This is a genomic window from Aquimarina aggregata (genome assembly GCF_001632745.1).
Taxonomy (GTDB): domain Bacteria; phylum Bacteroidota; class Bacteroidia; order Flavobacteriales; family Flavobacteriaceae; genus Aquimarina; species Aquimarina aggregata.
On sequence record NZ_LQRT01000013.1, the window covers coordinates 445943 to 460183 of the forward strand.

Consider the following 14241-nt stretch of genomic DNA (forward strand, 5'->3'; position numbering starts at 1 on the left):
TGTTATAGAAACTTAAAAGCTTCTAACAATTATTGAACGTGAATCACCAGTCATTTTAAATTTTAAATTTTTTGATAACTCATTAGTACCAAATCGTTCAAAAGTCAAATTATCCCCTTCTTGAATAAGCTCTAGACGTGTTGAAATATTTGGATTAAACGAAAAATCAACAACAGCATTATTATTTCCAGTTTGCGAAATCAGTTTTTCAATTTCTCTTCCAGATTCTTCCAATTCAACAATATTTTGATCGCCTTTTTGAAATATTTTAATATCTGACGATGCTGCAATTATATTGGATAACACTACGTTATTTGTTCCTATTTGTTGAATAAAAACTGAATTTACAGTCTGCGTTGTAGAAACTATATCTCTAGATGCTTGATTATTAATTTGTGATAGGGTTATAAATGTTTCCTGATCAGTATTTAAAACCTGTCCCTCATCTGTGTTCTGAGCACACAACATTGTTGTGGATAGCAATAAAATTGCTATTATTTGAGTGATTTTATTTTTATTCATTTTTTTTCTGGTATTAAAATCAAGAGAAGAGTTACGCTTAATATTAAGCGTAACTCTTTTATAACTTCTTTGTAAAGATATTAAATTTTTAGGTCAATCTTATCTTGAAGATCCTCCACCTGCACCAGTTTGTGTAACTACAGCAGAATTATTAGTTCCATTTTGAAGAATGATGCTACTATGTGCCTCACCTGTTTGAGTTACAAACGTTCTGTTTCCTGTTCCAAATTGAGTATCACTAGCAAGGTTACTAACACCATCCTGAAGGATATCGCTAATATTGCTTGCTCCATTTTGAGAGGTAAGAGCACTGTTCTCATCTCCTATTTGGATATGACTACCAACATTACTTTCTCCTCTTATTCCTGTAACTCCTTCTTGAGTAATATCTGAGCTGTTTCCATCACCTATTTGAAATTGTTGAGAAAAGTTTTCTCCTCCAAAAAAGTTTATATTCTGCACAGCAGATGCACTATTGCTATTTCCTAACTGAAATTGATTAATTGTATTATTATCTTCTTCATGTCTTGCAAATGCACTATTCTGATCTCCTGATTGTGTTTGGTTAATAGCCCCACCTCTAGAAGTAAAAAATGTTCCTCCTTGTAATGCAGTAGCTTCGTTACCAACTCCTATTTGAGATTGAACAGCAGAATTCTCATCTCCTGATTGTGTTACACTTCCGTTGTTACTATCTCCTGTTTGATCTTGGTCAGAACTATTAGCATTACCATTTTGTGAAGCTGTTAAGGTATTACCATTTCCTCTTTGAATTTGGATTGCAAAGTTATCTCCACCAAAAGACCCAAGATTTTGAGAAACACTTGCATTATTACCGTCTCCTAATTGACCCTGAAGAGCTCTATTGTTATCTTCTTCGTGTTGTGCAAAAGCAGTATTCTCTTCTCCTATTTGTACTTGTTGTACTTCTCCTCCTCTAGAGTCAAAACTACTACTTCCTTGTAAAGAAGTTGCAGAGTTACCACCTCCACTTTGATCTTGGATTAGGGCATTATTAAGACCCCATTGTTCTCCAGATCCACTGTTAGCATCTCCTGACTGTAATTGCTGAGAAAAATTATTTTCTCCTACTTGTGCAATTGAAGCAACGTTAGAAGCACCTTCTTGTGTCATCTCACTTGCATTAAAAAGACCTTCTTGTGTAGTAGAACCAGAGTTACCGTCTCCTATCTGCACCTGAAACGCAGCATTAGAAATACCTTCTTGAGAAACAGTTCCTTCATTTCTATTTCCTAGTTGATCTTGGCTTGAAGCATTAGCTCCTCCAGTAAATGCCAAGTTTTGAGTAGCACTTGCCGAGTTACCGTCTCCGTTTTGTGTTTGTACTATTGTGTTGTCAAATTCTTCATGTTGCGCTGTAGCAGAGTTTTTAACTCCGTTTTGAGTCTGTGCAACTGTACCTCCTGTAGAACTAAACGCCTCACTACCTTGATTAGCTACTGCGCTATTAGCCATACCTTCTTGTACAGTTATAGACGAGTTTTCTCCCCCTACCTGAGTAATATTAGAAGTATTATCTTCTCCCGATTGACTAACATTACTTGTGTTAGACTGTGCCACCATTAATGTCGCACTTAATAAAGCCGTAAGGCTAAGAATTGCTGTTTTCATACGTAATATAATTAAAGTGATTTATGAGTTTACTTCATTAAAATTTTGCACAACAAACCATTTAAGAAACCCGAAAGTTCTATCAAATATGCAATCTACCGTTAAAATATTCTGGGGTACTAGGGGGTATTGCCAAAACCACTGTCTGACTAAAACAAATTTATAAAAAATATCAAGGCGGTTATTGCGAATTTTTCAACTATTCGATGAAATACGTTACGGAAAACCCGTAATATGAAATTTTTATGCGAATCTATTAAGGATTTAACAGCTTTTTCAATATGTTAACACTAGTATAAAAAAGCAACTCGGTAAGTCAATTCCTACTTATCGCGTAAAAAGAAGCTCCCTATATTTAGTTAATGGCCACAATTCATCATCGATAAGTAACTCTAATGTATCACAACTATATCTGATTTCGTCAAAAATAGGTTTTATCAGATTACAATAATCGGCTGCCTTTTGATCTAAATTTTGAAGTTTATTTGCTTTTTTACGTCCTTCGGTCATTTCGTTAACCTTGGTATTAATCTTACCTATATGTTCAGAAATTTCTTCAATAATTTCCATTTGTTCCTTAGCATACTTCTTAAAATCTTTTTCGTAAAGCTCTTTGAGGCCAGAAACATTATTAATAAGCATATTTTGATAACGTATCGCTGTAGGAATTACGTGATTTCTTGCAATATCTCCTAACACGCGGCTTTCAATCTGAATACGCATTACATATTCTTCAATTTCTATTTCGTACCGAGCTTCAGATTCTATTTTGTTCATCACTCCCATTTCTTCAAAAAGAGCAATGTTCTTTTGAGACACTTTTGCTTTTAAAGCTTCTGGGGTTGTTTTATTATTACTTAGTTTTCTTTTTTTCGCTTCTTTCTCCCATTCTACGCTATACCCATTTCCTTCAAAAAGAATATTTTTTGATTTTTTAATGTATTCACGAAGAACATTAAAAATAGCTTCATCTTTTTTAAGATTTTTCTTATCGATTAAAGCGTCAACTTCTTTTTTAAATTCTACCAGTTGTTTTGCAACTATCGTGTTTAGAATAGTCATTGGATTGGCGCAGTTAGCTTTGGATCCTACAGCTCTAAATTCAAATTTATTTCCTGTAAATGCGAAAGGAGAAGTCCTATTTCGATCTGTATTATCCAATAAAATTTCAGGGATTTTTCCTACTACATTTAGTTTCAGATCTGTTTTTTCTTGAGGAGAAAGTTTACCATCTGTAACTCCTTCTAATTCTTTAAGAACTGCAGTAAGTTGTTCTCCTATAAATACAGACATTATTGCTGGCGGAGCTTCATTAGCTCCCAATCTATGATCATTACTTGCAGATGCAATACCTGCTCTCATGAGTTCTTCATTTTCATTAATAGCCTTAATCGTATTAATAAAAAATGTCAAAAACTGAAGGTTACTCATTGGCGTCTTACCAGGTCCTAAAAGATTAATACCTGTATTTGTGCTTAAAGACCAGTTATTATGTTTACCTGATCCATTTACTCCTGCAAAAGGTTTTTCATGTAGTAAAACCACTAATTTATGTCTTGTAGCTACTTTTGCCATAATATCCATTAAAAGTGAATTATGATCTACAGCTAGGTTTGTTTCTTCATATATAGGTGCCAACTCAAATTGATTTGGGGCTACTTCATTATGACGAGTCTTAACAGGAATACCTAGCAACATACATTCGACTTCTAAATCTTTCATGAAATTTAAAGCTCTTGTAGGAATACTACCAAAATAATGATCGTCTAACTGTTGTCCTTTTGCGGGTGAATGCCCTAACAGTGTTCTACCCGTCATCACAATATCAGGCCTAGAGTTTACTAAAGCCTGATCGATTAAGAAATATTCTTGTTCCCATCCTAAGGATGCATTTACTTTTTTTACGTTTTTATCAAAATATTTAGCCACTGCTGTCGCCGCCTGATCGACTGCTTGCAATGCTCTTAACAAGGGTGTTTTATAGTCTAATGCCTCACCTGTATACGCAACAAAAACAGTAGGAATACATAAAGTTGTACCATATATGAATGCTGGCGAAGTAGGATCCCAAGCGGTATAACCCCTAGCTTCAAATGTATTTCGAATACCTCCGTGTGGAAAAGACGATGCATCAGGTTCTTGCTGTACTAACTGTCCTCCTCCAAATCGTTCTATTGCCTGACCATTACCAATGGTCTCGAAAAAAGCATCATGTTTTTCTGCCGTAGCTCCGGTAAGAGGTTGAAACCAATGCGTATAATGCGTTACTCCTTTTGATAATGCCCAATCTTTCATTGCAGATGCTATTTGATCGGCTATTTTACGATCAATCTTAGAACCATGCTCTATAGCATCCACTACACTATTATGAGCGTCTTTGGTTAAGTATTGCAACATAGTTGCTTGATTAAATACATTTTCCCCAAATAATACCGAACGACGTTCTGTTTCTGTAACTGCCACAGAACTACGATTTAACGTCTCTTTTAGTGCTTGAAATCTCAGTGTTGACATGATTGCTTAAGTTTTTTGCAAAGATATAAGAACTTTTTATTGTGAATATGAAAAATATATTCTTTTAAAATTGATGATTTTTAAAAATACCCCCCAAAAAAGTAGGGTGTTAATAAAAATGATTAGATAGTTAACTATATCACCCCCTTTTTTTTTGGTTATCTCGAAAGATAAATTATTTTTGAAATCTATAAGAGTTCAATTTATAAAGTATTAATTATGAGTAAAGCTAAATTAGAATACATTTGGCTAGATGGTTACAAACCAACTGCTAATCTAAGAAGTAAAACAAAAGTTGAAGAAGATTTTAGCGGAAAGCTAGAAGACTGCCCAATGTGGTCTTTTGATGGTAGCTCTACTAAACAAGCCGAAGGTGGTTCTTCTGATTGTTTATTAAAGCCAGTAGCAATCTATCCTGATCCTTCTAGAAGAGATGGATATCTAGTAATGACCGAGGTTTTAAATTCAGATGGGACTCCACATGAATCTAATGCACGTGCTACTATTGACGATAATGATAATGATTTCTGGTTTGGTTTTGAACAAGAATACTTTATTATGGATACGGCAACACAGTTACCATTAGGTTTCCCTGTTGGTGGATATCCTGGTCCACAAGGAATGTACTATTGCTCTGTGGGAGGAAGAAATACGCATGGAAGAGACTTTGTTGAAGAGCATGCAAACCTTTGTATCGATGCTGGTCTTAATTTTGAAGGGATCAACCAAGAAGTTGCAAGTGGACAATGGGAATTTCAATTGTTTGCTAAAGGAGCAAAAAAAGCAGGTGATGAGATCTGGATCGCAAGATATTTATTAGATCGTCTAACTGAGCAGTATGGATACTATATTGAATACCACCCAAAACCAATAAAAGGTGACTGGAATGGTTCTGGTATGCACGCAAACTTCTCTAACGAAGTATTAAGAACTTGTGGTTCTAAAGAAGTTTACGAAACTATTTGTGAAGCTTTTAGACCTGTAACAAAAGAGCACATTGCTGTATACGGTGAATTTAACGACCAAAGATTAACTGGTGAGCACGAAACACAATCTATCCATGAATTCTCTTATGGAATTTCTGATAGAGGTGCATCTATAAGAATCCCTATTATTACTGTAGAGAATGGATGGAAAGGATGGTTAGAAGATCGTCGTCCAGCTTCAAACGGTGATCCTTATAAAATTGCTGCTAGAATTGTGAAAACTGTGAAAACTGCAGATGTATCTGCAATATTAGCATAAACCCAATATACAACTAACTACTCATGTTGGTTAAACGCTAAAAAACCTCTCAATGTTATTGAGAGGTTTTTTATTTAGCATATGATCTTGCTATAAATTTTATTTTATAAAAACTAAAGCTATAAAAATAGCATAAGCTATAAAAATCAAAAGTCCTTTAGGGCGACCTAGTGTCATTCGCTTAGGGATAAATGCAAGAGGTAATAACACCAATGCAAACCCTAGCATCCAATAGATATTAACACTCATAAGAGATTCATCTTTGACTATTATTGGTTGTATCAAAGATGTAATTCCTAAAACCGAAGCAATATTAAATATATTTGACCCAATAAGATTCCCTAAAGAAATTGCTTTTTCTTGTTTAAGCGCCGCAATAACAGAGGCAGCTAATTCTGGCACACTTGTACCTACAGCAATTAAGGTTACGGCAATTACTCCTTCACTAACACCCATTGTCAAGGCTATATTTTCAGCTCCACTTACTAATAATTCTGAACCAAAGTAAAGTGCACATCCTCCTATTAAAAGCCATATTATGATTTTAAAATTTGAAGTCTTTTGAAGAGAATCATCTACTTCCTCTACAACTGTATCTGCATGTTTTCTAGCTCGTCTAAGTAATAAAAAAAGATACGTAAATAATGATACTAAAAGTAAGCCTCCTTCTAGCTGCGTCAAAACTCCATCATTATTCAAAAGAAGATATAATGCAAAAGATAACAAAACCATTACAGGCCAATTAAACTTATAAAAATCTTTATCAATGGCTAGAGGACCAATTATAGCTGTAATTCCTAATACCAATCCTATATTAGCAATATTAGATCCAACTACATTACCCAAAGAGATATCAGACAACCCATCTAACGCAGCTTGCACACTCACCAACAACTCAGGTGCAGAAGTAGCAAAAGAAACCACAGTTAAACCAATAACCATTCTTGACAGCTTAAGTCTAAAAGATAAGGACACAGAAGAGCGCACCAAAAACTCACCTCCTACAACCAATAGAACAAGCCCTATTAAAACATAAAATACACTTATAATCATCGTAAAATATTTGCTTGCGAATATAAAATAAGTATCTCTTAGTTTATAGGTATAGGCTACTATTTTTTTATTTAGTCTTATCCCTATCAGCATCTGAAAACTAAAAAAATAGTTAAATAACTACAAAATTAGTTGTATAACTAAAAAAGTAGTTTTACATTTGAATCAAATAAAAAACTCACCATGCAAAAACTTACGAATAAAGAAGAAGAAGTAATGCAAGCACTCTGGAAACTTCAAAAAGCATTTGCAAAAGAAGTACAAGCAGAACTTAACAACACTGTGCATTACAATACCGTATCAACTATCATACGTAATTTAGAAGAAAAAGGATATGTGGATCATCAGGCATTTGGCAAAACGCATCAGTATTTTCCTATTATAGATAAAGAAGAGTATAGAAATCGTTTTGTGACCACAGCCATGTCACAATACTTTAATAACTCTTATAAAAACATGGTGTCTTTTTTTGCTAAAGAAGAAAAAATTACAGCCGATGAACTTAGGGAAATTTTAAAAGTAATCGAACAAAAGAAATAATATGGAAGCTTTCTTACTATACATTCTTAAATCCAGTATATTACTAGCCATTTTTTACCTGGTATATTATGTACTACTTCGAAAAAATACTTTTTTTACTGTTAATAGGCATTTTTTACTAACAGGAATCTTATTATCTCTTGTACTACCTTTTGTTGAGTTTACTTTTATCACATTTATTGATCAACCTGACATATACCTTATAGCATCAAAACAAAATTCCCCAATAAATGAACTATCCACAAAAGTAAATTGGTGGCTCATAGGTTTTATAACTTACTTATTAGGTGTGCTTGTATTTTCAATTCGCTTCGCGATTCAATTAATATCCTTATTTAAACTTATACAAAATCATAATTACACCCAAGAAACAAAATTCAAATTTGTTCAAGTTCAAGAAGATATAAGTCCTTTTTCATTTTTTAACTATATCGTTTACAATCCAAAGTTACACTCTAGTCAAGAGCTTAGTATGATTCTTAAACATGAAAAAATACATGTCACTCAAAACCACACATTAGACATCATTATTACCAATCTCTTCTTAATCTTTCAGTGGATTAATCCTATTGTTTGGTTTTACAAAAAAAGCACTGAACAAAATCTAGAATTTATTGCCGACAGAGAAACTATTAATCAAGTAAACTCTAAGAAAGAATATTTTATGACTTTGGTGAGTGTATCATCAAATAACTACTCTACTATTACTAATAATTTTTATCAATCATTAATCAAAAAACGAATTGTTATGTTAAACAAACAAAATTCTCAGAAAAAACAATTATGGAAAATTGCTATTGTGATCCCACTCCTAAGCTTATTCTTATGGAGTTTTAATACCAATGAAATTGTCAAAATAAAAGAAAACAATACTACAACCTCTAGCAATGCCACTAAAGGAGATAAAAAAATAGTAAAATTTAAAATCACCAAAAGCTCATCCAAAAAAGATTTAAATCGTATCAAAGACACTTTTAAAGATGAATATGATGTAGATATCAAGTTTTCTAACATCCAAAGAAATACAAATAATGAAATAATAGGTATTATGGTAAATGTATCTTCTAAAAAGAGCAATGCCAACTACTCTTTACAAAATGAATCCCCCATACAGTCTTTTGTAATTTTATATAACAGCAAAACACATGGTATAAGTATAGGACAATCTGATCATATTAATTCTATATCAATACGTGAAAAAGGCAAAGATCAAATACTAGAGGTCCATTCTGACAATAACAAACAAGAGTATATTGTTTCTAACAATAATGGATCTAAAACTGTTAAAATAAAGGATAAAGACGGAAAAATCATCCGAGAAGAAGTTCATGGTCCAGAAGAAGGGTATTTCAAAATAAACACAAAAGACAAAAAAACCTATGCTTTTTTTAACGGCGGAGCTAAAAAAGATCCACTATTTTTTATTGACGGAAAAGAGTCGTCAAAAGAAGAAATGGAAAACTTAGACACTGAAAATATTGAAAGCATGAATGTTTATAAAGGAAAGAAAGCCGAAAAAAAATATGGTAAAAAAGGTGAGAATGGAGTTATTGAAGTTAAAACAAAAAAATAAACAAGCAAATCAATATCTATGATCATAAAAATATAACTATTTAGCATATTGCATAATTGTTATTTTTACTCAAAAACTCACTTAACAAAGCGAGTTTTTGAGTATTTTAGTAATATGAAAAAAATACTATTTTCTATCCTTGCCAAAATCAATAAACTGATTCTTCCAAGTTTTACCAAAAGGCGCCTAGATCTAGGCAAAGCTTCAAAATTACAACTACTTATATTTGGATGGAGATTATATGTAACCAAAAGAGCTTTATAAAGCATACTACACTCCCCTAGCATAAAAAATCATTTTTTTTTGCAACACCATTATCAATTCTTCGTAATTATGATGAAGTTATAACATCACTAAACAAATAACCTAAAATACGAACAGATGAAAAAATGGATACTTTTAGGAATGACTGTACTAGGTACATTATCCTTAACCGCTTCTACATCAGATTCTAGCAAACCATTAAAAATCAGCACAAAACAATCTGATGAAGTAACTGCAGTTATAAACAAGAATACTTCAGAAAAAGAACTCGAAGATCTAAAAGCTTTCTTTGCAGAGAGTGGTATTGAATTAATACTTAAGAAAATCGAGTATAATAACAAAAATGAGCTTACCAGCTTAAGTATTGTTCTTAAGAAAGGTAACTCTAAAAGTCAATACTCCTCTTCTTCAAATACTCCTATTTCCGAAATCAAGCTTGGCTATAAAGATGGAAATTTATATATCTCAAACTCTGGAGTATTTGATATCGCAGCTTGGAAAAGTCAATCTGGTTTTAATCATGTTCAGGTAGACATGGACAGTATTATGAAAAAACACAATTTTGCGTTTAATTTTAACTTTGATGAAGAATCAGACTCTCTTTCGATTAACGGAAACCATTTTGATTTTCAGAAATTAAAAGATCAAATTATGAGTTCTTTTACATTTGAAGAAGATGAGGACGGCGCATTTACATTTAACGGTCAAAAATTACGCCCTTTTCAAAACGGAAAACATCAAAAATTTAATTTTATCGATAATCCCGATATAGAAAAACTCATTATCATAGATGGAAAAGAAGTAAGCTTTGATACGTTAGATAAGCTCGCAAAAACAGATCAACTGGATAAAGTGGATTTCCTAAAACCCGAAACAGCTATCAGTATTTATGGTGATAAAGCAAAAGACGGAGCAATAATAGCAACTACTAAAAAATAATATTCCCATTAATTTTATAGTTTTTGTTGAGAAGCCTTCATTATATGAGGGCTTCTTTTTTAACTATAAGTTAGTAATGATTGTATAGGAACATCTAATTTATCTTTTCCTTTTAAAAAATCGAGTTGCATAATAAAATTACACTGTACAACTTTACCCCCCAATTCTGTAACCAAATCACATACTGCCTTTGCAGTTCCTCCTGTAGCTAATACATCATCATGGATTAAAACATGCTCTCCCGGCACAATAGCATCGGTATGAATCTCTAAAGTGTCCTCACCATACTCAAGTCCATAACTTCTAGATTTTACTGTATATGGTAATTTTCCTTTCTTTCTAACCGGAACAAACCCAGCACCAAGGCGTTCTGCAATCATTGCACCAATTATAAATCCCCTTGATTCTATACCTATCACTTTGTCTATTTTTACATCCTTAGGACAAAAGCTTGACAACTGATCAGCGCAACTTACTAAAGCCTCATGATTAGCCAATAAAGGAGTAATGTCTTTAAATAAAATTCCAGGTTTAGGAAAATCAGAAATATCTCGAATAAAATCTTGTATGTTCATCGGTCGAAAATAATGAAAATTAAAAAAAGAGCCGAAAAAAACATGAAAATCCCCTTGAAAATAAAAACAACACTAAAAAATCGCCTTCAATTATTACATACATAAACCAAAAATTATATTAAAGTTATATTCATTAACATCTTTCAAGACTTAAACATTTCAATTTAAAACAACATTCATCTTTATAGTTATAAATACATAATCAGTTTTGTAGATTTTATTATAAAAGCTTTGCCAATACTTTTTCTTCTGATATATTAAAAAAGCAGTAACAAACTAATCTTAATATTCATATCTAAAAACACAGTAATCATGTAAACAAAATTACTTCTTCGGGTAAACAAAAAACAATCATTCAACCTTAAAAAATTTATCTTATATGCTAACAATTATTGGAATTCTGATGATTCTTGTTGGAATTATCATGCTCATTATCAAACCTTTTTTTAAAACTATAAAAGCCTTAAACTGGTTTACAAAACAACGTAATTTCCAGATGATCGGGATCGGTTTTATACTTAGTGTTATCTCTGGTATGTTCTTCTATGCAGAACCAGGTACTGCCTATGCGGTGCAATACCCATGGGGGAGTCAAAAAGCAGTAGTACATCAAGGTATTAATACCAAAATGTGGGGTCGATTAATCCCTATACAATTTGAACTGCCAATCAAATACGTGATCCCTAACAAAAAAGATGGGGAATTAGGAGAACAAAGTAAATATGCCAATGTAGATATCGCAAAGTATTGGGCGTTTAGTGATGCCGTAAAAGCAAGAATTGCAACTTCTGTTGTGATTAGTATCAATACGGCAGACGAGACTCAGTTTTTATCGGTTGCCGATCGTAATAAGACAGAAAAAAACTTAATTCGTTCTAGAATTATACCCAATATCGATCAATCTATAAAAAACACTTGTAAACTTATGGATGCACAAGACTATATTTCTGGTCAGGCCTCTGACTTTGATCGATATTTTAAAGATCAATTAGAGAATGGTATGTATGTCTTAGAAGAGTATATCGCAAGTGAACAAAGAGAAATTATTGGTGACAGTACAATAGTTCGAACGGTCGTAAACAAAGATTCTAAACAAAAACGCTATAGAATTAAATATATTAATGGAGAGCCAATACGAGAACATGGAAATTCATTAAAGGCCTATGGTCTTACTGTAGTACAGGCTGTTGTTACAGAAATCGATTGGGAAACTACTTTTGATAAGCGTTTGCAGTTACAAAAAGAAGAGGTAGCACAAACGCAACTAGAAAAACAACAAGCAGAACGACAGTTTTATCGTGCTCAAAAAGAAATTGCAAAAGGTGAAGCTGAAAAAGCAACAGAACGTGCACGACTTGAAAAAGAACAAATTCAAAAAACTATTGAAGCTGAAACCAAAGCCAAAGTAGCCGAATTTAATCTTATCGAGGAACGTAAAAATTATGAGGTAGCACAGTTTAAAGCAAAAACGCAAAAGACCATGGCAGATGCACAGTCTTATGAAAATGCAAAATTGGTAAATGCTGGATTAACTCCTCAAGAGCGAGCTGAGTGGGAATATAAAACTTCGGTTAACATTGCCCGGGAACTTAAAGAGCTTAAACTACCTGAAATTTACATCCAAGATGGTGGTAAAAAAGATAGTAATGGTAATTTATTGCAATCCTTGATTGGCGCAGATTTAGCAAAAAAAATGATGACAGGTCAAAGTCAATAAATCATAAAGCTAACTAAAAGACTATAATACAAAATGTTATAGTTAATGTACCTAGCTACTCTAATTAGGTGATTAGAACTTATTTTTCTACACTTAATGAGTAGCTTTTTTTTAGTTCTCAAAAAAATTATATAAATGTTGTTAGCAATATAAAAAACCGTTATATTTGCACCCGCAAAACGGCCTCGTAGCATAACTGAATAGTGCACTTGATTACGGCTCAAGAGGTTGCAGGTTTGAATCCTGCCGAGGTCACAAATAGATCACAAAAAATGTGAATTCTAAGCGAGTTTCAGAAATGAAGCTCGCTTCTTTTTTGGGAAATCGCGAAATGATTCTTTTTGTGATTTTCAAAGTGGAGCTTTGTCAGGAAAGGGAATTAACCAATCCTGCCGAGGTCACAACAAGACAATTTTTACCAAAGCGAGACAATATTGTCTCGCTTTTTTGTTGATTATTATTACTTTTATATTCAGGAAATAAAGGATATATATCCTTTATACAATTGTTGTACTCAATGCAAAACCTGAATACCTAAATGAAAATTAAACGTTTTTTCACTTCCTCTCTTTTGCTATTTATATGTATATCATTAAATGCACAAAATGAGAGAAACCCATCCGAAAAATATAAAGATGCCTATAAAAAATATATCAATTTCACTTGTCCAATACCCCAAGATAGTATTCGACATTTTGTGTATTTTTCAAGAGATAGAGAATTAATTACAAAACATCCATTATTATTCATACCTCGGTTTCAAGGAGCACAGATAATGTATTCTTGGAAAGAATTAGAACCTAAAAAAGGGCAATACGATTTTTCTATAATTAAAGAAGATATAGCCTATCTAAAAAAGTATGGGAAAAAACTTTTTATTCAGTTACAAGATGCCACATTTGATAAAAGGTATAAAGCTGTTCCAAATTATTTGTTGACTAATGAATATGATGGAGGTGCAGTTTTTCAATATAATGATGATGGAGAACCCGAAGGTTGGACAGCTAAAAGATGGAATAAAAAAGTTCAAGAACGTTTTGCAATATTACTTATGGCATTAGGAAACGAGTTTAATAAGGAAATAGAAGGAATTAATCTTCAGGAGACAGCTATTGGAGTTAGTAGTAAAACAGATCCTAGTTTTACCGAAGCAAATTATCTTAAGGGAATTAAAAATAATATGTTAGCAGTTAAAAAAGCATTTCCAAATGTAACAACGATGATATACGCTAATTTTATTCCTGGAGAATGGCTACCATTTGACGACAAAGGATATTTAAAAAGCATTTACAAATATGGAGAAGACATTGGTGTTGGACTTGGCGGACCTGATTTAATGGTTACTAGAAAAGGACAGCTGAATCACGCTCTTGCACAAATGCACGAAGGAAAATTCACAGTTCCTCTTGGAATTGCGATTCAAGACGGAAATTATATTAGTAAAACGGGGACTGATAAAGATTATGAAGAAAATAAAGACAACGGTAAAAAGGATAGAAGAAATTTTGTTCCAATGCTAAATTCTTTTGCAAAATATTTTTTGAAGGTTAATTATATGTTTTGGGCAAATCAAAAACCTTACTTTGAAGAAGATGTTATTCCTTGCTTTTCGAATGAATAGGATAAGAAGCACAGGGTACAAAACCGTTATTTTTTATTCTCTCCAA

12 protein-coding genes and 1 tRNA gene are annotated in these 14241 nt (G+C 32.7%); 8 read left to right on the top strand and 5 right to left on the bottom strand.

Annotated features, from left to right (window positions below; genetic code table 11):
• Positions 1–12: 12 nt before the first annotated feature.
• The 3 genes from AWE51_RS13255 to AWE51_RS13265 form a co-directional block, all read right to left on the bottom strand.
• Positions 13–522, bottom strand: a complete 510-nt coding sequence (locus AWE51_RS13255) for a hypothetical protein (RefSeq protein ID WP_066314197.1) — start codon at positions 520–522, stop codon at positions 13–15.
• Positions 523–621: 99 nt separating this feature from the next.
• Complete coding sequence (locus AWE51_RS13260) at positions 622–2154, bottom strand: hypothetical protein (protein WP_066314198.1); 1533 nt, start codon at positions 2152–2154, stop codon at positions 622–624.
• Between the two features lie 327 nt (positions 2155–2481).
• A complete protein-coding gene (locus AWE51_RS13265; protein ID WP_066314199.1) occupies positions 2482–4668 on the bottom strand; it encodes a glutamine synthetase III family protein in 2187 nt (728 codons plus the stop codon).
• Positions 4669–4887: 219 nt separating this feature from the next.
• Here AWE51_RS13265 and AWE51_RS13270 point away from each other — a divergent pair, with 219 nt between their 5' ends.
• Positions 4888–5913, top strand: coding sequence for a glutamine synthetase beta-grasp domain-containing protein (locus AWE51_RS13270; protein ID WP_066314200.1), 1026 nt, complete (start codon positions 4888–4890; stop codon positions 5911–5913).
• A gap of 99 nt (positions 5914–6012) precedes the next feature.
• Here AWE51_RS13270 and AWE51_RS13275 read toward each other — a convergent pair whose 3' ends face one another.
• Positions 6013–6960 carry a calcium/sodium antiporter gene (locus AWE51_RS13275; protein WP_066314654.1) on the bottom strand — a complete coding sequence of 316 codons (948 nt, stop codon included), beginning with the start codon at positions 6958–6960 and terminating at the stop codon, positions 6013–6015.
• Positions 6961–7149: 189 nt separating this feature from the next.
• Here AWE51_RS13275 and AWE51_RS13280 point away from each other — a divergent pair, with 189 nt between their 5' ends.
• The 4 genes from AWE51_RS13280 to AWE51_RS13295 all read left to right on the top strand — a co-directional run bounded on the left by AWE51_RS13280 (position 7150) and on the right by AWE51_RS13295 (position 10282).
• Complete coding sequence (locus tag AWE51_RS13280; RefSeq protein ID WP_066314201.1) at positions 7150–7506, top strand: BlaI/MecI/CopY family transcriptional regulator; 357 nt, start codon at positions 7150–7152, stop codon at positions 7504–7506.
• A 1-nt stretch (position 7507) separates the two neighbouring features.
• Positions 7508–9079 carry a M56 family metallopeptidase gene (locus tag AWE51_RS13285; protein ID WP_066314203.1) on the top strand — a complete coding sequence of 524 codons (1572 nt, stop codon included), beginning with the start codon at positions 7508–7510 and terminating at the stop codon, positions 9077–9079.
• Between the two features lie 114 nt (positions 9080–9193).
• Positions 9194–9343: an SsrA-binding protein gene (locus AWE51_RS27010; protein WP_066314204.1), complete on the top strand. Its 150-nt coding sequence runs from the start codon at positions 9194–9196 to the stop codon at positions 9341–9343.
• Between the two features lie 117 nt (positions 9344–9460).
• Positions 9461–10282, top strand: coding sequence for a hypothetical protein (locus AWE51_RS13295; RefSeq protein WP_066314206.1), 822 nt, complete (start codon positions 9461–9463; stop codon positions 10280–10282).
• Between the two features lie 59 nt (positions 10283–10341).
• On the opposite strand, the gene AWE51_RS13300 is transcribed toward AWE51_RS13295, so the two are convergent.
• On the bottom strand, positions 10342–10857 hold the full coding sequence (locus AWE51_RS13300) for an adenine phosphoribosyltransferase (protein WP_066314207.1): 516 nt from the start codon (positions 10855–10857) through the stop codon (positions 10342–10344).
• Between the two features lie 379 nt (positions 10858–11236).
• Here AWE51_RS13300 and AWE51_RS13305 point away from each other — a divergent pair, with 379 nt between their 5' ends.
• The 3 genes from AWE51_RS13305 to AWE51_RS13315 all read left to right on the top strand — a co-directional run bounded on the left by AWE51_RS13305 (position 11237) and on the right by AWE51_RS13315 (position 14195).
• A complete protein-coding gene (locus AWE51_RS13305) occupies positions 11237–12574 on the top strand; it encodes an SPFH domain-containing protein (RefSeq protein WP_066314209.1) in 1338 nt (445 codons plus the stop codon).
• A gap of 181 nt (positions 12575–12755) precedes the next feature.
• Positions 12756–12829: transfer RNA gene (locus AWE51_RS13310), tRNA-Arg, on the top strand.
• Positions 12830–13112: 283 nt separating this feature from the next.
• The gene (locus AWE51_RS13315; RefSeq protein ID WP_066314214.1) at positions 13113–14195 is read left to right on the top strand and encodes a hypothetical protein; all 1083 of its coding nucleotides are present in this window, start codon (positions 13113–13115) and stop codon (positions 14193–14195) included.
• The last annotated feature ends 46 nt before the right edge of the window (positions 14196–14241 follow it).